This window comes from Geovibrio thiophilus (genome assembly GCF_004087915.1).
GTDB lineage: Bacteria > Chrysiogenota > Deferribacteres > Deferribacterales > Geovibrionaceae > Geovibrio > Geovibrio thiophilus.
Genome location: NZ_CP035108.1, coordinates 677301 through 701036, shown reverse-complemented (window position 1 = coordinate 701036; position 23736 = coordinate 677301). Strand labels below are relative to the sequence as shown.

The 23736-nt window shown below is 48.9% G+C and carries 20 protein-coding genes and 1 riboswitch; of the genes, 1 reads left to right on the top strand and 19 read right to left on the bottom strand.

The features are described 5' to 3' along the window. Nucleotides 1–8 precede the first annotated feature (8 nt). The 16 genes from EP073_RS03350 to EP073_RS03275 all read right to left on the bottom strand — a co-directional run bounded on the left by EP073_RS03350 (nucleotide 9) and on the right by EP073_RS03275 (nucleotide 18117). Nucleotides 9–407 carry an RrF2 family transcriptional regulator gene (locus tag EP073_RS03350; protein ID WP_128465758.1) on the bottom strand — a complete coding sequence of 133 codons (399 nt, stop codon included), beginning with the start codon at nucleotides 405–407 and terminating at the stop codon, nucleotides 9–11. Nucleotides 408–514: 107 nt separating this feature from the next. Further along, nucleotides 515–1906: a sigma-54-dependent transcriptional regulator gene (locus EP073_RS03345; protein WP_164885256.1), complete on the bottom strand. Its 1392-nt coding sequence runs from the start codon at nucleotides 1904–1906 to the stop codon at nucleotides 515–517. A 14-nt stretch (nucleotides 1907–1920) separates the two neighbouring features. Beyond that, a complete protein-coding gene (locus tag EP073_RS03340) occupies nucleotides 1921–3807 on the bottom strand; it encodes an ATP-binding protein (protein ID WP_128465756.1) in 1887 nt (628 codons plus the stop codon). A gap of 41 nt (nucleotides 3808–3848) precedes the next feature. Beyond that, nucleotides 3849–6203 carry a sensor histidine kinase gene (locus tag EP073_RS03335; protein ID WP_128465755.1) on the bottom strand — a complete coding sequence of 785 codons (2355 nt, stop codon included), beginning with the start codon at nucleotides 6201–6203 and terminating at the stop codon, nucleotides 3849–3851. Between the two features lie 16 nt (nucleotides 6204–6219). After that, nucleotides 6220–7284: a protein-glutamate methylesterase/protein-glutamine glutaminase gene (locus EP073_RS03330; protein WP_128465754.1), complete on the bottom strand. Its 1065-nt coding sequence runs from the start codon at nucleotides 7282–7284 to the stop codon at nucleotides 6220–6222. Nucleotides 7285–7288: 4 nt separating this feature from the next. Then, nucleotides 7289–7750: a chemotaxis protein CheD gene (locus tag EP073_RS03325; RefSeq protein WP_164885255.1), complete on the bottom strand. Its 462-nt coding sequence runs from the start codon at nucleotides 7748–7750 to the stop codon at nucleotides 7289–7291. Between the two features lie 49 nt (nucleotides 7751–7799). Then, the gene (locus EP073_RS03320; RefSeq protein ID WP_128465752.1) at nucleotides 7800–8648 is read right to left on the bottom strand and encodes a CheR family methyltransferase; all 849 of its coding nucleotides are present in this window, start codon (nucleotides 8646–8648) and stop codon (nucleotides 7800–7802) included. Between the two features lie 76 nt (nucleotides 8649–8724). After that, entirely contained in the window at nucleotides 8725–10776 is a 2052-nt protein-coding gene (locus tag EP073_RS03315) for a HAMP domain-containing methyl-accepting chemotaxis protein (protein ID WP_128465751.1), read from the bottom strand. A gap of 174 nt (nucleotides 10777–10950) precedes the next feature. Next, nucleotides 10951–11448, bottom strand: a complete 498-nt coding sequence (locus tag EP073_RS03310) for a chemotaxis protein CheW (protein ID WP_128465750.1) — start codon at nucleotides 11446–11448, stop codon at nucleotides 10951–10953. Between the two features lie 16 nt (nucleotides 11449–11464). After that, nucleotides 11465–13462 (bottom strand): HAMP domain-containing methyl-accepting chemotaxis protein, encoded by a 1998-nt coding sequence (locus EP073_RS03305; protein WP_128465749.1) that lies wholly within the window; start codon nucleotides 13460–13462, stop codon nucleotides 11465–11467. A 47-nt stretch (nucleotides 13463–13509) separates the two neighbouring features. Next, the gene (locus tag EP073_RS03300) at nucleotides 13510–15573 is read right to left on the bottom strand and encodes a chemotaxis protein CheA (RefSeq protein WP_128465748.1); all 2064 of its coding nucleotides are present in this window, start codon (nucleotides 15571–15573) and stop codon (nucleotides 13510–13512) included. 4 nt (nucleotides 15574–15577) lie between these two features. Then, nucleotides 15578–15943, bottom strand: a complete 366-nt coding sequence (locus EP073_RS03295; protein WP_128465747.1) for a response regulator — start codon at nucleotides 15941–15943, stop codon at nucleotides 15578–15580. Next, nucleotides 15943–16293, bottom strand: coding sequence for an STAS domain-containing protein (locus EP073_RS03290; RefSeq protein WP_128465746.1), 351 nt, complete (start codon nucleotides 16291–16293; stop codon nucleotides 15943–15945). The genes EP073_RS03295 and EP073_RS03290 overlap by 1 nt, the downstream gene beginning before the upstream one ends. 9 nt (nucleotides 16294–16302) lie before the next feature. Next, nucleotides 16303–17103: a methyl-accepting chemotaxis protein gene (locus EP073_RS13960; protein ID WP_241654070.1), complete on the bottom strand. Its 801-nt coding sequence runs from the start codon at nucleotides 17101–17103 to the stop codon at nucleotides 16303–16305. A gap of 424 nt (nucleotides 17104–17527) precedes the next feature. After that, nucleotides 17528–17719: a hypothetical protein gene (locus tag EP073_RS03280; protein WP_128465744.1), complete on the bottom strand. Its 192-nt coding sequence runs from the start codon at nucleotides 17717–17719 to the stop codon at nucleotides 17528–17530. After that, a complete protein-coding gene (locus EP073_RS03275; RefSeq protein ID WP_128465743.1) occupies nucleotides 17716–18117 on the bottom strand; it encodes a response regulator in 402 nt (133 codons plus the stop codon). The genes EP073_RS03280 and EP073_RS03275 overlap by 4 nt, the downstream gene beginning before the upstream one ends. Before the next feature lie 303 nt (nucleotides 18118–18420). Beyond that, nucleotides 18421–18561, top strand: a riboswitch (FMN riboswitch). 75 nt (nucleotides 18562–18636) lie between these two features. Between EP073_RS03275 and ribB the strand changes: the two genes are divergently transcribed. Then, nucleotides 18637–19287, top strand: a complete 651-nt coding sequence (gene ribB, locus EP073_RS03270) for a 3,4-dihydroxy-2-butanone-4-phosphate synthase (protein ID WP_241654041.1) — start codon at nucleotides 18637–18639, stop codon at nucleotides 19285–19287. A 605-nt stretch (nucleotides 19288–19892) separates the two neighbouring features. Here ribB and EP073_RS03265 read toward each other — a convergent pair. The 3 genes from EP073_RS03265 to EP073_RS03255 all read right to left on the bottom strand — a co-directional run bounded on the left by EP073_RS03265 (nucleotide 19893) and on the right by EP073_RS03255 (nucleotide 23662). Next, nucleotides 19893–20264: a VOC family protein gene (locus EP073_RS03265; protein WP_128465741.1), complete on the bottom strand. Its 372-nt coding sequence runs from the start codon at nucleotides 20262–20264 to the stop codon at nucleotides 19893–19895. 138 nt (nucleotides 20265–20402) lie between these two features. Further along, nucleotides 20403–21620: a DUF438 domain-containing protein gene (locus EP073_RS03260; protein WP_128465740.1), complete on the bottom strand. Its 1218-nt coding sequence runs from the start codon at nucleotides 21618–21620 to the stop codon at nucleotides 20403–20405. 212 nt (nucleotides 21621–21832) lie between these two features. Next, nucleotides 21833–23662 (bottom strand): DEAD/DEAH box helicase, encoded by a 1830-nt coding sequence (locus EP073_RS03255; protein ID WP_128465739.1) that lies wholly within the window; start codon nucleotides 23660–23662, stop codon nucleotides 21833–21835. Nucleotides 23663–23736 lie beyond the last annotated feature (74 nt).

The following is a 23736-nucleotide window of genomic DNA, read 5'->3' as shown; positions in this document are numbered from 1 at the left end:
ATAAAAAATTAAAAAATGAAGTCTTTAACTTTGGAGTTCATAAGCTGTTCCGTCATTACGGACTGGATTTCGGCGAGCCTGTGGGTAACGCGGCAGAAGGGTTTTCTGGAACAGGCGGACGGATGTGCGACGCACACGTTTATGTCCAGCGTAACGCCCATACATTTGAGAATATCATAGAGACTGGAATCAAGAGCAGAGGGGGCAGCCTCAATGCCGCCGTTTTTACCCGTGCGCGTCGTGATAAGACCGCTTTTTTTAAGTCTGTTGATCACTTTCGCAGTTGTGGGCTTGGGAACCCCGATTGCTGCGCTTATTTCTTCCACTTTTTTCATCCCGCCGTTTTCGGCTAAATAAACAACAATACGTATGGCGTAGTCGCCTTCCCTTGCAATGAACGAGTCCAATTGTTTACCTCATAGGTCAACAATACCCCTCTTTCTCTCCTGTGTCAACAGATTTAAAAAGACAGATTTAATCCTATATCACTGGTAGGAAATGAAAACAGCTCTTCTCAGCCCTTGACTCTTTTGTTCATTGCCTGTCTGGATATTCCAAGGAGCGCCGCCGCCTTGCTCTGGTTTCCGCCGCTGATTTTCAGCGCCTCGCTGATTAAAATATCCTCCATATCCTTCAGTGAAGGGAACTTGCCGGAGTAAGTGAACTGTGTGCCGCCCGGGGAGACGGTGCTTACCGCTCCTCTGCTTCTTCCCGTGGATTCCAGATAGGCAATGACCTCACCTGCGGTGAGCATATCCCCGCTTATTGCCGCAAGGTCGTAGGCAATAGAGCGGAGCTCACGTATATTGCCGGGGAAAGTGTAAGATGAAAGAACACCTGCCGCCGTTTTTTCAAACGTTTTGGCGGGGGTGCCAAGCTCCTTGCCCGCCAGTTTGTAAAAATGCGCGAACAGCAGTGGTATGTCCCCTTTCCTATCCCTGAGCGGCGGCATGTGGATTTTATGTGTGGCTATTCTGTAATAAAGATCCTTTCTGAACCTGCCGTCCTCCACCTTCTTTTCAAGGTCGGCATTGGTGGCAAGAACGATGCGCACGTCCGCCTTGTCCTCTGTATCGCTGCCCATGGCACGGAATGTGCCTTCCTGAATGAACCGGAGAAGCTTAATCTGAGAGTTTTCCGAGATGTCGCCCACCTCGTCCAGAAAAATCGTTCCGCCGGATGCCTCCAGCAGAAGACCCCGCCGTACCTTGTCCGCTCCGGTGAAGGCGCCCTTTCTGTGACCGAAGAGAGTGTCCGAAAAGACAGTGTCGTCCACATCCGCCACATTCACGGGTACAAACGCCCCTTTGCGCTTGCTCGCCTTGTGCACCGCTTCCGCCATGAGCTCCTTGCCTGTGCCTGTTTCACCGCATATGAGAACAGGCTGCATTCCGCCCGCCACAGCCTCAATATACTTGAATACGGCGTACATGCTGCTTTCCTTGGTGACGATGGAGCCGAAGTCCACGGGACATTTCAGGTGAGATGCCTCCGCCGCCTCGGCAAAGCTCTCTACCTGACGTTTAAGCTCTTCTTTTTCCAGAATATTTTTGATAGTGGTGATAAAGCGCAGACTGTCCACGGGTTTGAGGATATAGTCGTCCGCGCCCTTTTTGAGGCAGTTTACCGCTGTCTGGGAATCGTCCGCGGCGGTAATGATTATTACGGGAGTGCCCGGATGCCTGATTGATATAAAATCCAGAATGTCATTACCGTCCACTTCGGGCATATAGAGATCCAGCACCACAAGAGCAAACGCTCTTTGTCCGAGAATTTCCATCGCCTTTTTGCCGCCGGAGGCAGCGGTAATATTTTTATATCCGGCGCTTTTAAGAGCGAAATTGTACGAAAAAAGAATATCCTCCTCGTCATCCACGAGAAGTATCGGAACGTCATATTTCAGCATAAAATTCCTCCCGCTCATCCCTGTGCGGGAAATGTCACCGTTACAGAGGTTCCTTTCTCCGGCTCTGAGAAAAAGTCCAGCTCCCCTTTATGCTCCTTCACATAAGTATAAACGATTGAAAGCCCCAGTCCGGTTCCGCCGTCCTTGAGCTTTGTGGTGAAGAAGGGTTCGGTTATCCTTCTTATTATATCCCCGGGGATGCCCACACCGGTATCCGAAACGCATATTTTCAGATTTCCGCTCTCATCCGCAGAGCAGACAAGCCTCACTGCGCCGTTTTTATCCTTGAGCGCCTCAAGGGCATTGAGTATAAGGTTGATAAGCACCTGTTCAACCTTCTGCCTGTTTCCTTTGAAATAAGGCACAGGCTTAACTACTTCTGCTGAGAAGTGGGCGGTGTACCTGAGTATATGCTGATTTAAAATCTTCACCGCAGAGGCTACAACCTCGTCAATGCTTATTCTGTCGTCCATGTTCTCGGTGTCTCCCCTTGAGAAGGTTTTGAGCTCATGAACTATCTTCTTGATTCTCTCCGAACCGCCGGCTATCCCTTCCAGAAGCTTCGGAATATCCTCCCGCAGAACCGAGTAAGGGAGGTTTTCTATCTCGAAATCCCCTTCTCTCTCATAAACCCTGTCCAGAACAGCGCTGAAACCCTTCCACAGATCCAGCATCATCTTGCTGTTGAACATTATGAAGTTGTTGGGGTTGTTTATTTCATGGGCAATGCCCGACACAAGAGTTCCGAGCGCCGTCATTTTATTGGTTTGTATGAGTTTTTCCTGTAACTGACGCTCTCTTTTTTCAAGCTTTTTCGCCTCGGTTATATCTTTCAGGGAGAGATAAAGATATTCCGTGCCTCCGATACTGAGTCTCTGGGAATTTGCAAGGAAGGTGAACGTTTCACCGGTGAGGCGTGTCATAACGCATACCGCTTCATCCTGTCCTGAATCCCCCAGAATACAGCCGCTCACCGCCAGAACACGGATCAGCTCCTCCGGAACCTTGCCCAGCATCTCCATTTTTCTGAAGCCGAACATCTTTTCAGCGGCGGGGTTCAGGTCTGATACAGTGTGCTCGGGTATTTTAAGCAGCACGAGAGCATCACGGCTTTTCTCAAAAATCTCGTCAAAATTTCTGGCGGTGGTGTCCAGCTCGTTCTTCATTCTTTCCAGCTCGCTTAAGTCGGAAAAAATGAAAAGGTATCTTGTGGTTTCCCCATCCAGACTGAATGAGGAGATATTCATGAAAACCGTTTTCTGTTTGCCGTTCCGGAGAATATCAAGCCTTCTGGCGCTGCTCTCCCTGCCCTCAAGCACAGCGGGCACAAAACCCCTGAGCGAAGGTTCAATGTCGGTGATCACTCTGTCAACGTCTTCCCCGTATATATCGCCTCTTTCTATGCCGAAAATTTCCATGAAGATGTGGTTGAAGTATTTTATTTTCAGTGTCTCGTCCGCAACGACTATGCCTTCCGCGGAGTTTTCAAGCACTGCCTCGAAAAGCCCGTTCTGCTCCACAAGATTGCGCTCCACAGCAGCTCTTCTGATCGCCATGGACACAACGGAATAAAGGGACTGAGTATCCACAGGCTTGACTATATACCCATATGGGGCCGCCTCGCTGGCTCTGTCCATTGTGCTTATATCCGAATAGCTTGTAAGAAACACGATAGGGATTCTGTAAGCTGTGTTTATGATTCCCGCAAGATCAATGCCGTCCAGATCAGACTTAAGATTTATATCCATGAGGACAAGGGAGGGTACTTCCTTCTCTATCTCCTTCATCGCGTCTTCCGGTCTCACCGCGTACACGATTTCAGAGTAGCCGAAGCTCAGGAGCTTCGACTTTATATCCATTGCTATAAGAGCCTCGTCTTCAACTATCAGTATCTTTCCCATAATAATTCCTTTTGCTCATAGCAATTTTAACAAAGATCAGGTTAAAATTTCAAAATAAAAGCAGTTCCGCCGTTATTTTCGATCCGCAAATCTCCGGCAAGCTGAGCTGAAAGAGACGTAATTATCTGTGAGCCAAGGGTATCTGAGCTTCTAAAGCTTTCAGCGTCATTTATCCCTGTTCCGTTGTCAGATATGCGGACCTCTCTTTTTCCGTCATCAGTAAAGCATACACGTATATTTATGCGTGCATCAACAGAGTTTTTACTGAATGCGTGCTTATAACAGTTAGTGATTATCTCTGTTATGAGCAGGCTTATGGCTATGGATTCGTCCAGATTAAGCCGCATCTCGCAGCAGTCCACATCCACATAAACGGGGCAGACCGAGATATATGTCATGGCTATTTCCCCGACAAGCCTTGTTATATACGCTCGGAAGTCAAGCCCCTGTGCGCTGTCTCCCCTGTAAAGCATTTCATGTATTATCGCCATGGATTTTATTCGCTGTATGCTGTTTTTGAAATAGCTTACCGCCTTTTCGTCATTCAGATACTCGCTCTGAATGCTGAGAAGGCTGCTGACTATCTGGAGATTGTTTTTGACCCTGTGGTGTATCTCTCTTATAAGAAAATTCTTCTCCTCCAGTCCGGCTATGAGTCCGTCCTTTATATTCCGCTCTTCCGTAATATCTCTGAAAACAAGCACACCGCCGTTGTCATATGAATCGTGCTCAATTTTATTGATGCTGTAGGCAACGGGAATAACACTTCCGCCGCTGTTTCGGAAGGAGGTCTCACCTCTGTGTATTCCTCTGTTTTTAGCCACCGCCTCCAGTATGGACGATTCCTCCCCTTCTGCTCCGGGCAGAAGCATATCCCTGATATTTTCAGGCTGGGCGGAAGGCACATATTTCAGAATCCGCGCCGCTGAGTTGTTCATAAAGGTTATATTCATCGCTCCGTTGAAAACAGTCACCCCTTCGTCCATGGCGTTAAGAAGAGCCTTATGTATGCTCTCAAGGCTGAACAGGCGGTTTGTCAGGTATTTTTCGTTGCTTTTATCCATTATGACCGCGAAAATATATTCCATCTCCCTGAAACGCACCTTGGCACAAAGAAGGAGGAAATCCTTGGTGACATCCTTTTCACTTTTCAGGGTACACTGCATTTTCCCCTGTCCTTCGGTTTCTATTTTCCTGAGAAATTCTGAGGAGAAAGGATTTTCCCTGAAAAAAGAATCGGAAAGGGCACGGTTTTTCATCATCCCCACGCCTGTTCCGAAAAAGATTTCGGCGGCGCGGTTAGCGTCCTCTATCATAAGAGTGTTTATGTTTATGAAAAGCATGGGAGCGCCGGAAAGCCGGAACATGCCCTCATACCATTCCATCCGGTTGAGGCTTTCCCTGAATTTCATGTATTTTTCCGAAACATCAAACACAAAACCGGTAAGCCCTGAAAAGCTCCCGTCCGAGGCATATTCCGCCATGTTGTAAAACTCCAGCCACCTCAGCCTCCCTTCCGAATCGGTAAAAGGCAGCGATTCCATGTCGGCTGAATTTTCCGCTTTCGCCCTTCTTCTCTCATAATCGGCAATACGGGTAATTATTTCCGAGTTTCTGTTTTCATCCCCGCTGAATCCCATGAGCTTTGAGGCGTTGGCACTGAGCACCTCCACGGAAGGGCGTGGTCTGAAGCTGAAGCTGTAATAGGCTGAGCTGCCTGCGCTGCTCAGCTTGTCCAGAATAACGGAGAGGTGCCTCTCCAGCTTTTTCACTTTTTCAAAGTGCATGATGATTACACCCACAGAAACAGTGAATGTGAAAAACGCGGCAAGCTGAAAACCGGCAGAGAAATACTGTATATTCACAGTACCCTCCCTTGCGCTCTGTTCCAGCAGCGGATAGCTCTGCTTATGAATCCCCCAGAGGATCAGGGAGATTCCCGTGATATTTTTTCCGAAACCCGAAAACGATTTTGATATAATTATAATCACGCCAGTGTATATGAACGAGGCGGATGAAAGTATGAAAACCGCCGTATCCGCCGTGTAGAAGTTAACTCCGGCGAACACAGCCACCAGCAGAACTGCTTCCGCGGCAAGCGACGCAGGAACTATGAAACGGGGCTTCTTTCTGTCTATCAGCATATGAGCGCCCATAATCAGGAGCACTGCCCCGGCGAGCACAAAGCTGAGCTTGAGGAAAACCAGAACAGCAGTCTCACCCTGAATGCAGATGATTAACTGCACCATATATCTGAGAGTGTTAAAAAACCAGCTGTAGCCCCAAATTTTCAGGTAGTCGTTCTTTTCGTTAATGTAAAGGTACATAAACATGAACATCACTGCGACGGACGCCGTGAGAATACCTATTATTTCATGAATGTAGCCGGTGTTCATACTATCCGCTCCTGTCTCAGCTTCTGCAATATGAGACAACAAACGGAGCTATGCTCCCCAGCGGGAGAATTTTCTGGGCGGCTCCCAGCTCGATTGCGACCTTCGGCATTCCGAAAACAATGCTTGTTGCTTCATCCTGCGCTATTGTGTAGGCTCCCACCTCCTTGAGTTCAAGAAGCCCCTTGGCTCCGTCATCCCCCATTCCGGTCATAATGACGGCAACCGCGTTTGAGCCGACGTATCTGGCTCCGGAGCGGAAAAGCACGTCAACGGAGGGTCTGTGTCTGCTGACCAGAGGTCCTTCCTTTATTTCGGCAAAGTATCTGGCTCCGCTTCTCTTGATCAGCATGTGTCTGTTGCCCGGGGCAATGAGCGCCCTGCCGGACAGAACAGTATCTCCGTTCTCGGCTTCCTTCACGCTTATTTTGCAGAGGGAGTCCAGCCTTTGGGCAAAGGAGGCGGTGAAGTTTTCGGGCATGTGCTGAACTATCACTATCCCCGGCGAATCAAGCGGCATAGCCGTGAGAAAGACGGTAAGAGCCTCGGTTCCGCCTGTGGAAGCGCCCACAAGGATAACCTTCTCTGTGGTTTCCATCATCGCCTTGTTGGTGCTCTTAGGCATTATGACATCCGCCGTAAACTTAGGCTGAACAGTATATGAGGACGCGGATATTTTCCTGACCGAAGCCTTCGCGGCAGCCTTAACCGCATCACAGATGAGGATTTTGGATTCCTCCAGAAACGCCTTTGTGCCGGATTTCGGTTTCTGGATAACATCCACAGCACCGTATTCCATTGCCTTCATCAGCGTCTGGGAGTTATCAACAGTAAGGCTTGAGCACATCACCACCGGAATGGGATGCTGTGACATAAGCTTTTTGAGAAAAGTGATGCCGTCCATGCGGGGCATCTCCACATCCAGAGTTATGACATCCGGAATAAAATGCTTCATCTTCTCCGCTGCGTAAAAGGGATCCTGACAGGAAGCGACCTCGCTTATTTCAGGATCCGATGAAAGAATCTCAGTGAGAGTCTGTCTGACAACGGCTGAATCATCTACAACAAGAACCTTCAGACCCATATTATCAACCTGCGTTTACTGTATTCCTAAGATTTTTCATAAAAACGCGCCCTTCTGAGGAATAAAAATAGAGCTTTCTGCCCATATCTCCGCCCACATCCTGCGCGGTGATTCTATAGCCAAGGCTGGCAAGTTTTGTAAAAGCCGCCTGAATATTCTTTGCGCCTATGGTCTCTCTCTTCATTGTACCCGATTCGGTGCGGAACATATCCGCGCCGCCGAAAACCTTTACCTCTATATCCGAAGGAAAAGCCCCCCACGCATAGAAGCGACTGTGCATGTAAGATATTGAAGCGTCAACGAATTTATTGGTATAAGACGCTCCTTCACCGACAACGCAGAAATTGGCGGACGGGAGCATGGCATGGCACATGCCACCGATCCTCACCGCAGACCAAAACATCACCACGGAAACGCACGAACCCAAAACAGTGCTGACCACCGCAGGTTCCTTATCAAGGTACATTTCACAAGGCTTCAGATAAATATTTTTGATCAAAGGTTTTATTCCGGAGTCATAATTTTCTGTAAACTGTAGGTGCGACTGTTTCCACATCAAGATTCATCCCGTGTATTGTCTCCGAATGTCCGAGAAAAAGAAACCTTCCCGGCTTCAGATGACTCACGAGCCTGCTCAGGATTTTCTCCTGAGTTTCTCTGTCAAAATATATTATAACATTACGGCAGAATATTATATCGTAATCCTTATCATGGGAAAACTTTTCATCCATAAGATTAAGCCGCGCAAACTTCACCGATTTTCTTATAAACGGCTTCAGACGCACCTTGCAGTCGTTTTTGTCCTTGGATTTCAGAAAAAACTTTTTTTTGATTTCAAAAGGAAGGGAGGCTATTTTCTCCTCATCATAGATAGCGGTGCACGCTTTTCTCAGCACCTCCGTGGAAATATCCGTTGCGAGAATTTCAAAATTCCAGCCTTTAATGCTCTCAAAAAAGCCGTGCAGCTCCATGGAAACGGTGTACGGTTCCTCACCGCTGGAACAGCCTGCGCTCCAGACCTTGACCTTAGCGCTGTCGTTATCCTTCAGCAGATAAGGAAGAACCCTGTCCCGCATGTATTCAAAATGACCGGGTTCACGGTAGAAGTCCGTTTTGTTGGTGGTAAGCACATCAATGAGGCTGACTATCTCCTCCTCTCCTTCGCCGGAGCTGAAAACAAAGTTGAGATATTCCTCATAGTTGGTGAAGCCGTGTTTTCTCAGCCGTTTTCTTAAGCGTCCCTCGACCATCTGCTTTTTTGTGGGCGGGAGTTTGATTCCGCAGTGATTTTCAATAAAATGCTTTATTCTCTCAAACTCCGCAGATGAAAGATTCTGGCGGAAAACATCAAAATTTGAAGACATACTTCACCTTTAATATTAACCCGCTCCGGAGAATACTGCATCCGCGGAGCGGGCTTTTTTCTATATAACGTTCATGTCAGTAACTCACAAACTCTTCGTCAAGCTTGTCGTTATCTTCATGAAGATTAAGACTCACACCTTTTGAAGTGCTTTTTGCCTTCGGTTCCCTGTTTAAGGGCAGAGCAGAGGGTCTCCCCTGTCTGCGTCCTCCGGACGGTTTCGATCTGTAGCCGCTGTCTGCGGATGAACCGCCGCTCATCTTGAAGAAGGCAACGGCTTGCTGAAGCGCTTCCGCCTGACTGGCAAGCTCTTCCGCCGTGGACGCCATCTCTTCGGAGGCTCCGGCGTTTCTCTGTATAACCTGATCAAGCTGCTGAATTGCGCTGTTGATCTGCTCGGCTCCTGTTCTCTGTTCCGTGCTGGAGGCGGTTATCTCCTGCACAAGCTCCGCTGTTTTCTGTATGTCGGGCAGTATCTGCTCAAGGAGTGATCCCGCGCGTTCGGCGACCTCTACACTGCTGATGGAGAGCTCACTTATCTCTCCTGCCGCTTCCTGTGAGCGTTCGGCGAGCTTGCGAACCTCACTTGCCACCACGGCGAAGCCTTTTCCGTGTTCCCCTGCCCTTGCGGCCTCTATGGCGGCGTTGAGTGCAAGGAGGTTTGTCTGACGGGCTATCTCTTCAATGATTGAGATCTTGCCTGCTATATCCTTCATGGCTTTTACAGTGAGTGCCACGGCGCTTCCGCCCTGTTTGGCATCGTCAGCCGCCTTGCGGGCTATTTTCTCGGTCTGGAGGGCGTTGTCGGCGTTCTGGTTGATGTTAGAGGTCATCTCTTCCATTGAGCTGGAAGCCTCTTCCGCCGCTGCCGCCTGTTCGGTTGCGCCCTGCGACATTTCCTGAGCGGAACTGCTGAGCTGTTCGCTGCCGGAGGAAACGTTTTCGGATGAATTCTTCACATCCGAGACTATCTCTCTCAGCTTGCTTATCATATCTCTGAGTGCGGCGGCGAGCTGCCCTATCTCATCCCTGCTGCTGAGGTCTATATGCGCATCAAGATTACCAGCCGCAACCTGTCTGGCAAACTCGACTCCCATGAAAAGCGGTCTGGTGATCATCCTTGTCATTACTACCGCAAGAATAACACCTATGACAAGCGAGATTATCAGTCCGGTCATAACGGTAAACGAAGAAGCATTGAGAACAGATACCGCCTGATTGGCTATCTCCGATGTCTGGGTCATGCCCGCAACGGCTATAGTCTGTGCGCCTTCAAGGAGTTTTGCGGCAGTAGCGCCGCGTTTCTCTCCGAGCCTGTTTGACTCTTCCCATGCGCTGACAAGCTCCTGCATGCCCTTTTCATAATCTTCCAGCGCTTTTTTAATGCCTGCAAGCTGGTTCAGGTTGTTCTGCCTGCGGGTGACGGATGTCATTTTGTTCAGCACTTCTTCGATTTCGGCAAATTTAGCAAACGTCCCCTTAAGAGCCTCTATATCCCCGGTCGACTGCGCCTTCCATACCTCGATGCGTATGAAGTTGCCGTCTATTACAATACTGTTCATCATGGAAACTTTGCTGCTTCTTTCAGCCAGCTTGTCTGCGCTCAGTCCGCTTCTTATTTCGCTGAGAAGCTCCCTTTCCTGCTCATACAGAAAGGACTCGGAGTTCTGCATAAAAGCTGCTGCGGCTGTGCCCATTTTATTCAGAGTTCCGAGTATTGCTCTGTTTATCTCATCAGTGGACTTCGCCAGAGCCTCGTATTCATTGGCAGCGTTGAGCACACTCTCCGCTTCCGCGTTCAGAGCCTTAAGGTTCTTGGATCTGCCTGCCAGAGCCTGCGCATCGGCTATGTACCTTTTCAGCTCGGTAAAGCCCTGCTGTGCCTTCTTATAATCCTCTTCGTTTTTAGAATACTGATATGTACGCATATTCAGCATGACGGAGGCATTTGTCCTTTCAATCTTCCCTGCCAGATCCACTTCCGGCACATATTCCTCGGAGAGCTTGAGCGACTCCGTTTTAACCCTTGACATGTTCAGCATCGCCACTGAACCCAGTACGGCGATAATCAGAATAAGCAGCCCGAAAGCCATGCCGAGTTTCATTCCAAGTTTCATATTCTTGAACATTTCGATCCCTCGCTTTGTATTAGCAATGAACTAAGCTGCTCACATGCAGAGATCAGATATAACGGTTTCAGGGGGGAGGAAATCCTCCCCCCTTCTTTACCGCTCACAAGGGCGTCAGATAAAAAGTGACGGCTCATCCGTCGTCAGATATAAAATTCCGGGATAAATCCCTGTTTAAGAAGCGTTCTCCTGTAAGCCCGAATACATATTCAGCTCATCAGCGGAAAAAACCTTATTAATGTTCAGTATGATTACAAAACCTTCACCCTTTTTCGCCATCCCCTGAATAAACTCAGTGTTGAGCTGCGTGCCTATTCGGGGAGCGGGTTCAATGAACTCCTTCTCAAAGTCCACCACTTCCTGCACCGAGTCCGCAAGTGCGCCGAGAATAGCGCTCTCACCGTCAAGGGAAACCTCGACTATGATTATGCACGTATTCACTGTGCGCTCCGTCGCAGACATGCCGAACTTCAGCTTAAGGTCAATAACAGGAACAACATTGCCCCGCAGGTTTATGACCCCCCGCATGAAATCCGGAGTCTGGGGAACCTTGGTAACATTGGTGTAGTCAAGCACCTCCCTGACGGACATGATGTTCACTCCGAACACCTCTTCGCCCATCTTAAAGGTAAGCACCTGGCAGCTTCCAGTGTCGTTTATGCTTTCCGACATAACTACCTCCGATTTGTCAGTAACTTATAAACTCGTCATCAAGTTTATCGTGGTCGCTGCCCGAAAGGTTCAGCTCCACTCCATCCCCTTGCTGTTTGCCTTTGGCGCCTTTCAGCGCGGGGGTTTTGTTTGAGTTAATGTGCGCGGCTTTGATAGCGGTTTTTCTGCCTCTTGATGAGGATATGCCCGAGTTGTCCTTCATTTTGAAGAACTGCATTGTCTGCTCAAGTGCTTCCGCCTGACTTGAGAGCTCTTCCGCTGTTGACGCCATCTCTTCGGACGCGCCGGCATTCTGCTGTATAACCTGATCAAGCTGCTGTATCGCGCTGTTTATCTGCTCCGCTCCGGTTCTCTGCTCACTGCTTGATGCAGTTATTTCCTGAACCAGTTCGGCAGTTTTCTGTATATCGGGGAGGATCTGCTGGAGCAGACTGCCCGCTTTTTCCGCTATTTCCACGCTGGTGGTGGAAAGGTCGCTTATCTCTCTCGCTGCTTCCTGTGAGCGTTCGGCGAGCTTGCGAACCTCGCTTGCCACAACTGCGAAGCCTTTTCCGTGTTCCCCTGCCCGTGCTGCCTCTATGGCGGCGTTGAGGGCAAGGAGGTTTGTCTGGCGGGCTATCTCTTCTATGATTGAGATTTTACCCGCTATATCCTTCATCGCTTTCACTGTCTGGTCTACTGCGTGTCCGCCCTCTTTAGCATCGTCGGCGGCCTTGCGGGCTATTTTCTCGGTCTGGAGAGCATTGTCGGCGTTCTGATTGATGTTGGAGGTCATCTCTTCCATTGAGCTTGAAGCTTCTTCCGCCGCTGCCGCCTGCTCTGTCGCTCCCTGAGACATTTCCTGCGCCGCGCTGCTGAGCTGTCCGCTTCCGGAGGAAACATTAAGCGAAGCCGCCTTGACCTCCAGAACTATACTGCGGAGCTTATTTATCATATCCTTCATGGCTGCGGCGAGCATCCCCACCTCATCCTTCTGTTCCAGATTCATATCGGCGTCCAGATTACCGTTTGCAACTTCCCGCGCGAACGATACACCCATGTTAATAGGCCCTGTGATCCCTTTTGCTATAACCACACCCGCAACAGCACCGAAAACCAAAGCCGCCGCGGACATAATAAGGATCATCACAAGAGCGCTTCTGAAGTCGGACATCATCATCTCGGAGCTTGCGGCGTTGGCAACCGCTGTAACTTCCGCCGCCGCTCTGGCGCTGTCTACCATTTCCTGATCAATGTTTACCTGCTCTGCCGTGCGTTCAACATAAACCGTAAGATTGTCGCTGTAGTCCTTGATTGACTTTATAAGTGATTCGGCGCTTTCAATATTGTGTTTGTTAACGAATGAAGCCTTCAGAGCTTCTGCCGCTGCTCTGGCTTTTTCAATACGCTCACGGACGTTTTCGGCGTCTTTAGGATCCCCTGTGCTCTTAAACTGCCAGAAAAGCCTTCTGGCTTCCGCTATATCCATCATGATGATGTAAGAACTGTTGACCTTGTTCATTTTGTCATCAAGCGCCGCAGCGTCTTTTGATGAGGAAAGAATATCGTTAAACTGCTTAACCTGATCCTTGGCTGTTTTCTCCGCCTCGGATATGGCGTTCAGAGCGGCAACAACCATCCTTGCTTCATCATCGATTTTTGATTTATCCACATTCACATACTTATCAAAAGCAGCTTCGTATTTGCCCACACCATCGATTATCTTGTTTATATCAGCGGTGATCGCCTGATCGTCCATTTTTTTGGCTGTTTCCTCAGCCCTTGCCTTAAGCCCGTCAAGCTCCTTGTGTATATTGTCCAGAGAAGCCTGATCCTTTCTTATGATGTAGTTCTTTTCCTGCGTGCGGGCATTGAGAATAAATTCGCCCACTGTCCACATATCCTCGGAATACTCCACGCTTCCGAGCACTTTGTTCATTCCGGTGTATCCCGCAAGACCTACCATAAGGGTAAGCAGAAGGACAATACCGAAGCCTATCAGCAGCTTCATGCCGATCTTCAGATTCTTCAACATAACAACCTCCAAGGTTTTCAGATAAAAAAAATTTACTTAAAATGTATCTACTCTATGCCGTGATATATCTTCACGGCATCTATGATCAGCGCAACCGATCCGTCGCCGAGTATCGATGCTCCTGATACTCCGTGAACCTCCTTGAATATTTTGCCGAGTGATTTTATAACTGTCTGGTGATCGCCTATAACCGAATCCGTCACGAAACCAACCCTTCTTCCGTCTATCTCAGTAACGACTATCTGCTGAATCTCCGGCACTTCGCTCCTGATACCGAAGAGCTCACGGAGCTTGATGTAGGGAACTATGTCGCCGCGCACCTGAATTATGCTCCGCCCGTGGGAATTGGCTATGTCCTTGGGGGTGAGCTCTATGCACTCCTCCACGACAGCCAGAGGTATTATAAAGAACTGATCCGAGACTTTGATCAGAAGCCCGTCTATTATCGCCAGAGTGAGAGGAAGCTTCAGGCTTATCACCGTGCCTTTCCCCTTCTCTGATGTAATATCCAGCGTGCCCTTAAGCGCTTCTATATTCCTTTTCACCACATCCATGCCGACACCGCGTCCGGAGATGTTGGAAACGGCTTCCGCGGTGGAAAAGCCCGGGGCGAGTATAAGCTCGCATGCTTCCTTAGCCGTGAGTTCCACTGTTTCAGCGATGAGCCCCTTTTCGATAGCTTTTCTGCGTACCTTCTCAGGGTCTATGCCTCTGCCGTCATCGGTTATCTGTATGAGAACACTGTCGCCTGAATGTCTGGCGCTGAGCGTTATTGTTCCTGTTTCCTTCTTGCCCGCCGATTTTCTCTCCTCGGGCATTTCGAGACCGTGGTCTATGCTGTTTCTTATGAGGTGAACAAGGGGATCGTTAAGCTTTTCGATAACAGTTTTGTCAAGCTCGGTTTCAGCGCCTTCGGTGACGAGATCTATCTTTTTGCCCAGAGTGTGGGAAAGGTCTCTCACAAGCCTGTTGAACTTGCTGAATGTGGAGCCTATGGGGAGCATCCTGATGCTCATTGTGTTATCCCGCAGATCCCACACAAGCCTTTCAACATCCTCCGCTATCTTGAGGAGCTCTGGCTCGTTTTTCCTCGCCGCCGTCTGGCTGAGGCGTGCCTGCACCGTGACAAGCTCGCCGACGAGATCCACAAGAAAATCCAGCTTATCCGACTGAACCCTTATGGAGGTCATGCCCTCCGCCTCACTCTTTTTGGCTTTTATTTCCCTGATGTGTTTCTGTTCCTCAAGCGCCGCATCAATGGCAGACGGAGCCACAGCGCCCTTTTCCACCAGTATTTCGCCCAGACGTTTTTTCTCGGAGAGAATCGCCTCCAGCTCAATTCTGGATATGTCACCTTTTTCTACAAGTATTTCCCCGATCCGTTCGTGATCATCCGCTGACTCGCCATCGTAAAAAGCCACGGGGGTTATAGTTATGTCGCAGTCGTCCTCAACAAAGATGAATACATCGCGTATGGCGTTTTCGCCTTTATCCGTTGTGAGTATTATGTCCCAGTTAACGTAGCATTTCTCGCTTTCAAGCTCATCCAGATAAGGAACATTCTCAGGATGTGCTATAACCTTGCATTCGCCCAGCTCCGCAATCTCATTAAGAAGAAGCTGAACATTTACCCCTCTGGTGAAAATGTCCTCGTGGGGCTTGAACTGAACCCTGAACGTGGTCAGCGAGCTTTTGCGTTCTCTGGCTTTTTCCGCAGGTTTAGCTGCGGAAGCTCCGCCGCCTTGAAGAGCAGCGAAAAAATTCTTGAGAGCGGCTGCCACGCCTCCAGATGAATCAATGGTCTCATCAGCCACCATTTCTTTGATAACATCGCAGGACTTAAGTGAGTTTTCTATCATCTCCTGAGTCACTGCCAGTTTCCCTTCACGCACGAGATCGTAAGCGGTCTCTATGCCGTGAACAAATGCGGCAAGATTGTCAAATCCGAACATCGAACCGGAGCCCTTGATGGTGTGCATAGCTCTGAAAACCTTGGCTACCAGATCAGAATCATCCGGTGTGTTTTCAAGCTCCATCAGAGACTGCTCAAGCTCCTCAAGGAGCTCTCCTGCCTCGGTTACAAATGCCTGTTTGTGAATATCAGCGGACATAAGCCTATCCTAATACTTTTTTTACTACTCCCAGAAGCTGTTCGGGCTTAAAAGGTTTTACTATCCAGCCCGTAGCGCCTGCCGCTTTTCCTTCCAGTTTTTTTGAATCCTGAGATTCCGTGGTCAGCATTATTATGGGTATAAATTTGTACGCAGCTTGTTTTCTCAGCTCTTTTATGAGTGTTATGCCGTCCATATTGGGCATATTAAGGTCTGTCACAACCATATCAACCTTTTTGCCGGTTATTTTTGCAAGTGCATCAACGCCGTCTGAGGCTTCTATAACCTCGTAGCCTTCCTTTGTCAGAGTGAACTTCACCATCTGGCGTATGCTGGCGGAATCATCCACGCTAAGAATTATTTTCCCCATTAAACATTCTCCTTTACCGCCCAAAGGCAGCTTCCGCATTTATCCTGACTGCATCCCGAACGCCTTGAAAAACCGAGGCTGAATTTCTTTAATTCCAGCGGGCAGCCCTCTGTTTTATCGAACGATATATTTTTGCCTACCGACGAAAAGGTGCGGTGGGCAGAGCACATCAGCTGAAAAAACGTGAAATCTATGCTGGATTCCCCGGCTATGTTCACCCTTACGCTGTTTTCCGTGGAATAAAGTTCCATAAGCTTTTCGCGCACCTGCCCTATGTTGCATACGGTAAGATCGCCCGATAAGGAAAGAACGCAGTCCGAACCGATTTTTTCCTCTGTGATGTCTAGCATTGCATACTCCTAAAATAATTCGACATTGTCCGCTTCAACGGCTGATTTGCTTTTCCGGCTTACACCGTTTCCGCTTTTGCCGCTTCCGCCGAACCCTTTTATGTGTTTTTCAAATATCGCTCTTTCACTTTCCATGGTGTACATGGTTTTAAGGTGGGTGCTTAAGTCACTCAGGCGCAGGGTGCACAGGTTTCCGCCTACATCATTCATAGCGGCGGAAAGGTTAATGAGATCCTTGCCGACTATGTCAATCGGTTCGATTACGTGTTCAATCCTCTGTCTGTTTATATCCTGATACTGGAGGGAGATAACGATTCCTCTTATGCGCTCTGCGGTTTTCGCTGTTTCTTCCTGAAGGCGCCCGATAGTTTCCTTTGCGGAGTTTATACCGCCGTCAAGAAGACTCAGCGCCTCATCCACATCCTTTTCGGAAGACGCGGCAAGCTCGTTCATCTTCTCCGCGTTTCCGGATGATTCATTGTATATTCCCTCTATATCGTGAGTAATCGCCTTTACAGAGTTTCTTATGTCCATGGCAAAGCGGTTTGACTGCTCGGAGAGTTTTCTGATTTCATCCGCAACAACAGCGAAGCCCCGTCCGTGCTCTCCGGCTCTTGCTGCCTCTATGGCTGCGTTAAGCGCCAGAAGGTTTGTCTGATCCGCAATGTACTCCACCTGAGAGACTGTGGCGTTGACCTTGCTCGCCCCTTCCATTATCAGATTCAAACGGGAGCTGACCAGATCAGAAAAGGAACCGGTTTCCTTCAGTGTTTTTATGACCTCAAGAAGAACAATCCTGTTTTTTTCCATCATGGACTGACCGCCTCTGTCATTATCCATCAGGTTCAGGATGGCGGATCCGGCGAGTTCGCCCTGCGATTCAACCTGATCCACAATGCTCATGAAGTTGCTGCTGATTTCGTTTGAAGATTCTTCCGTATCCTTAATAACCTTCTGGAGCTGAACGGAAAACATAGGCATAAGCTCCGCTCTGTCATCAAGAAGCTTTTTGGTGCACTTCATAAACTCCTGAAGCTTGTTCATCTCAGCCTGCTTCTCTGCCTCGGCGCGGACTCCGCATTTCTCCGCTGTTTTAACGGAAGAAAAATAAACCGCAAAAACGCCCGCTGCCGCAAGAAGAAGCGTGATAAAAAACGATAGTGCGCCCCCTGTGAAAAAAACAGCCGCTGAGGCTGCCGCACCGGAGCAAAGCGACAGGTATATACCTGTCTTGTCAGTCAGTTCTCGCATAGTATGTCCTTTTTGCTTTTATTGCCGCTGCCGCTATTCCTGAGAAGGACAAAGTAAGGAAGAGTCCCATCTGCGCGGCGGAAACAGTGCTGATATGAAAATACTCGAATAAAGCCATAAAAATTCCCGATACTGCTGTAACCGTAACGCCGATTCCGAAAATAACTGAGTTCATGTTTTTTTGCTCCTTTGCAAAATTGTGTGTGTACTCTCAATGAGCTCAGATGGGCTGAATGGTTTATGAAGAAGACCTATCACCATTTCTTTCATATACTCGTCCTCCGGTCTCACATCCAGATAGCCTGTTATGAGAAGAACGGGGGTACTGCGTCCGTTTCTGTGCAGAAAATCAAGAACCTCAAGCCCTGTCATCTCCGGCATCATCACATCCAGAAGGATAAGGTCAAAACCTTTTCCGCCTTTTTCTTTTTCTTTAATTTTCTCAATGCACGCCAATCCGTTGGCGGCTTCAGTGACTTTATATCCGAATCTTCTGAAGTAAAGGCATACGCCCCTTCTCAGTTCTTCTTCGTCTTCTGCAAAAAGTATTTCAAGATTTTCGGTGTTTTCCATACGGATAGTTAAGCAACAGGTGTGCCAAAAATAAACACCTTAAATAACAACGTGTTACAAAATGATACATATTATATCTATGTCAACGATAATTGACAAAGAATAGCAAATAAATGAAAAAGCTTTATCTCTAAGGAGTTAGAATTATGTCAACTTTTGATGACAAATAATCCGAATAACAGTCAATTACCTTTGAATAGAGGTTTACGTCATGTGTCAATATTAGTTTACCGTACGTGTGTACAGAATGATATAACAATACTGCTGAATATTGACAGAGGAATATAAAAGACTATAATAGAACCATATTCTCAGGGCGGGGTGAAATTCCCCACCGGCGGTAAGCCCGACAGGCAAGCCCGCGAGCGCTCCGCAGATGCGGAGGTCAGCAGATTCGGTGAGATTCCGAAGCCGACGGTACAGTCCGGACGAAAGAGGATTAAACGCATGCCAAGAAACTCCATGCCTTAATTTTCCCCTTTAATCTTGCCCTGATTTACGAAAATGAAGAGGTTTACCGTGAATCAGAAATGTATTTTACCCAAAACATCTCCCGAAAGAGTAGAAGACGCCCTTAAGTCGCTGAGAAACGGCGGCGGGATACTTGTCCTTGACGATGAGGACAGGGAGAACGAGGGGGATCTTATCTTCCCCGCAGAAACAATCACCCCCGAGCAGATGGCTGTTCTCATAAGAGAGTGCAGCGGCATAGTCTGTCTCTGCCTCACAGAGGAGAAGACCGCAGAGCTTGAGCTGCCCATGATGGTGCAGAACAACACCAGCAGCTACGGAACAGGCTTCACAGTTACCATAGAGGCGGCAAAAGGGGTAACCACGGGCGTCTCAGCCGCTGACAGGGTAACCACGGTGAGAGCCGCTATAAAGGACGGAGCCAAGCCGTCCGATCTGAACAGACCCGGTCATGTATTCCCGCTGAGGGCGAGAAAAGGCGGAGTGCTGGAAAGAACGGGGCACACAGAAGCCACTGTGGACTTTGTGCGGCTGGCGGGCTTCAAGCCCTGCGGAGTTTTATGCGAGCTTACAAATCCGGACGGCACAATGGCGAGAACGCCGGAAGTGCTGGCATTCGGAAATGCGCACGGGTATCCTGTAGTGACCATCGAAGACCTGATCAGCTATATAAAAAGCATGGATACTGCCTTAGTTTGATCTAATAACAAAAATTTACCATCCATGGAAATTTTTGCACACGCTCGCGCCGCAGTAAATGCGGCTTCGCTTCGCACGGCGCAATTCAGGGCTTGCCTTCCAGCAGCGTCATTGCGAACTCCGCATGGAGTGAAGCAATCTCTGTGTATATCCTGAGGCTGCCGCGTCAGGATATGCTGACTTTACAGCAAAAATTTACCATCCATGGAAATTTTTGCACACGCTCGCGCCGCAGTAAATGCGGCTTCGCTTCGCACGGCGCAATTCAGGGCTTGCCTTCCAGCAGCGTCATTGCAAACTCCGCATGGAGTGAAGCAATCTCTGTGTATATCCTGAGGCTGCCGCGTCAGGCTGTGCTGACTTTACAGCAAAAATTTACCATCCATGGAAATTTTTGCACACGCTCGCGTCGCAGTAAATGCGGCTTCGCTTCGCACGGCGCAATTCAGGGCTTGCCTTCCAGCAGCGTCATTGCGAACTCCGCATGGAGTGAAGCAATCTCTGTGTATATCCTGAGGCTGCCGCGTCAGGCTGTGCCCTCCCCGCAGTGACTCGATCCGCCGCACGGCGCACCTCTATCCATAGAGGTGTTTACACACTTCCGGCTATTTTTTATTAGGAATAATCTCAACCCAGTAGCCGTCAGGGTCTTCGATAAAATATATGCCCATGGCTTTATTTTCAAAGCAGATGCAGCCCATTTCTGTGTGAAGCCTGTGAGCTGCCTCAAAGTCGTCCACTCCGAAGGCTATGTGTACCTCATTTTCGCCGAGATCATAGGGCTCTTCCCTGTCTCTCAGCCATGTGAGCTCAAGCTGGTGGGGGGTTACTCCATCGCCGAGATAAACAAGGATAAAATCCCCGTCTTCCTGATTATATCTGCGAACCTCATTCAGACTGAGGGCTTTTTTGTAGAACTCAAGGCTTTTGCCGAGATCAAATACGTTAATGTTGTTGTGTAAAAATTTAAACTGCATCAATATCCCTCTGGTTAACCGCTTTATTGGTAAGACAAAGAACTTAATCTGCAATATCGGCAACATATTTTCAAGGTCTTTTTCATAAATAGTTGTCAAATCATTTTTACATATTTCATTGTACATATTTGTCTCAGGTTAATCTTGATCCCACTCAAGCAAACGCCGCTCCCCCTGAAGCTCTTTTATCTCCGTAATATCCTGTGTAGCCTCAACCGTGCCCATGTAGTGTCCCTTCCCATCGCGCACGGCGTAGTAACTGATCAGGAGCAGCCTGCCCCGCAGGTTTATCCAGAATTTCGCCTCTGATTTACTCCCGCTCCTGAATGATTCCACTATGCGGTTAACGGTGTCTATGCTGTCCGGCGGGTGACAGTTCTGCACCTTTCGCCCAATGATCGCGGGGCTTCTGGTGAAGAACCTCTCCTTAGGCGAAGAAAAATACCTCACCTGATCGTTTTCATCCACAAAAGTTATATCAACGGGGAGACTGTTCAGCATACTGACAAGCTGGCTGACAGTGAGCACTCCGGTTTCGCCCATTTTTATCAGTCCGCCGGTGTATTCAGCCTGTTCCTCAGAACCGGAGGAGCATGCGGGCGGTTCCACAAACGCAAAGCCTATCTCTCCGAACATGCTGAGCATGCGGGTGTTTTCCGCTCCGCTCAGACACTCTGCGGCAGCGGGGAGGATAACCAGATTCTCCTTATACGTCATGCGCATCATCAGCATGAAAAGTCTGCCGATTATTACATGCTCCTCTATGCCCAGACTGTCCGCCGAATCAAGGGCGGAATTGACCTCTTTTATAACCGTGCGGATGTCATCATCCAATGACCATATAATTTTAAGCGGCTGCTCGAAATACTGGTGTTTTTCAAGAAACGGGAACAGAACATTCTCCGTTTTAAGATAATGCGGCTCAAACTCCGCAAGCCGCCGGAAATCCTTTTTCAATGAGGAATATACAGACGAATAAGCCACAGAGGAGGGTTCCAGAGAACTCAGTTCCCTTATTTTGCCCTTCATCCCGTCCATATGCGCAGCCAAGGCGCGGTTCTCCTCCATGAGCCAGCAGACGGCGCTCTCTTTATCAGGTTCTGTCCATTCGTACTCTTTCAACGCGGGGATAATGATGTTGAAAACCTTCTCCACCTGCTTCTTTATGTTTTCCACGGAATATCCCGCTTTCAGCAGGCGCTCCCCCATAACAAGAACTTCAAGCGGGGTAAGCCCGTCCAGCTTGGGTTTGAATGTATCGAAAAGCTCTTTGCCGTCTCTGCCGTCAATAAATCCGGAAAAAAGTCCGAAAAGAGACTCTGTTCTTTCCTCCGAGAATCCGCCGTGCCTGCTCATGTGCACCTCCGCTTTTTATACAAGCTTAACATGAGATAACGGCGGATAGCACAAAAAAAACCTCCACGGGGGGAGGTTGCAGATTGATGATAAACATAAGCTTCTTTTTGCGGTCATTCTTTACTAACGTTCAGAATGACGCAGAGATGGAGCAAAAAGGACTTTGTCAACAAACAGAAAGCCTCCCGAAAAGGGAGGCTTGTGTATTCTTATTATTTATCGTTATTGCGCTTTTTCCAGAAGGAATCGCCGCCTGTTTTTTCCCTTTCGGGGCGGGGTTCCTTGTCAAACTTGCTCCAGCCGCCGGAACGTGGCTGCCCTTCGGCTGAGCGGGGTTTATCCCTGAAACTGCCGCTGCTGCGGTCGCCCTCTTTTCTGTCACGGGCAGGTCTGTCTCCAACCGGACGTTCGCTTCTGTCCTTGCTGAATCTGTCTCCGGCAGGACGTTCACTTCTGTCTTTGCTGAATCTGTCTCCGGCGGGACGGTCGCTTCTGTCTTTGCTGAATCTGTCTCCGGCAGGGCGCTCGCTTCTGTCCTTGTTAAAACGGTCAGAGGATGAACGCTCTCTGCTGTAGCCGCTGCCTCTGGAATCGCCGCTTCTTTCGCTTCTGTCACGGCTGTAACGGTCGCGTGAGCCGCCGGCTGAGCGTCTGTTGCCGCCTCTGCCCTTCGATTTGTCCATACGGTCGCGTTTTTCGTCTTCAAGAACCCTTTCGATTCTTTTCGGGCTGAGACCAATCTGGTTGGGACCTGCGCAGCTTTCCTTGTCAAGAAGCATGGAAACAAGCTTGAGAGCTATATTCACTTCGCTGTGTTCTGAGGTGAGCATTTCAAGCACTTCTGCTGCTTTTTTGTCTATTTCGCAAGCGGCAACTTTGTCCACAAGCTTGGCTATATTCTCATCTCTTACTTCTGAAAGAGTGGGAATGAATTTTTGAGTCATAACATCGCCTATGCTGCGCTGAATGCGGTTAAGTCCTCTGAGCTCCTGCGGAGTGACGAGGGTTACGGCTATACCTTTGCTTCCCGCTCTGCCTGTTCTGCCGATACGGTGTATGTAGCTTTCTGAATCGAAGGGCATGTGGTAGTTGAAAACGTGCGTTACGTCTTTAACATCAAGCCCTCTAGCTGCAACGTCTGTTGCCACAAGTGTATAGATGCGCCCGTCACGGAAGGAGGTCATGACCTCTTCTCTCTGGTGCTGTTCCATATCACCGTGGAGACCCTTTGCGGAATAGCCTCTGCCTATGAGAGTGGTGCATATGCGCTCCACCTCTTTTTTGGTGCGGCAGAAGATGATTGAGCGTGTGGGCTCGAAGCTGTCTATGAGACGGATGATAGCGTCATCACGTTCCTGTTCTTCGATAACATAATATCTCTGGTCAATGTCTTTTACCGTTTTCTCTTTGTTCATCACGCTGATATGAGCGGGATTCTTGAGAATGTTCGCTGCCAGCTTCCTTATGGAATCAGGCATTGTGGCGGAGAAGAGAAGTGTCTGTCTGTCCTCGGGGAGGAATGTGAAAATCTTCTGAATATCCTCAAGGAAACCCATGTCCAGCATCTCGTCAGCTTCATCCAGAACCACTATGGAAGGAGCAAAGCTTTTGACCTTGCCGGATGAAAGAATGTCAAGAAGCCTGCCGGGGGTAGCGACAACTATGGGTGTTCCCCTTCTGAGGCGCTCGTACTGGCGTGCGTATGACTGACCGCCGTATACAGTTGTTGTGTTGATGTCGGCATATTTGCCGTATCTGTAGAGTTCGTCACTCACCTGCATGGCGAGTTCCCTTGTGGGGGTGATGACAAGCATTTCAACTTCGCCTGTCTTTTTGAGTCTGCTTATGGACGGTAATCCGAAAGCCGCCGTTTTTCCTGTTCCCGTATGCGCCTGTCCTATCATGTCTCTGCCTTCAAGAAGAAGGGGGATAGTCTGCTGCTGGATGGGGCTGGGTGACTTGAATCCGCATTCGGTGATGCCTTGCATTACTTCAGCGCTGAGCCCAAAATGCTCGAAGCCTGTTGTTTCATTTTCGTTCATTATTATCTCACTATATTTTTTCAGGCACGCTTGAAGCAGCCGACCGGCTAACGCTGTTATGCTTAAGACAAATC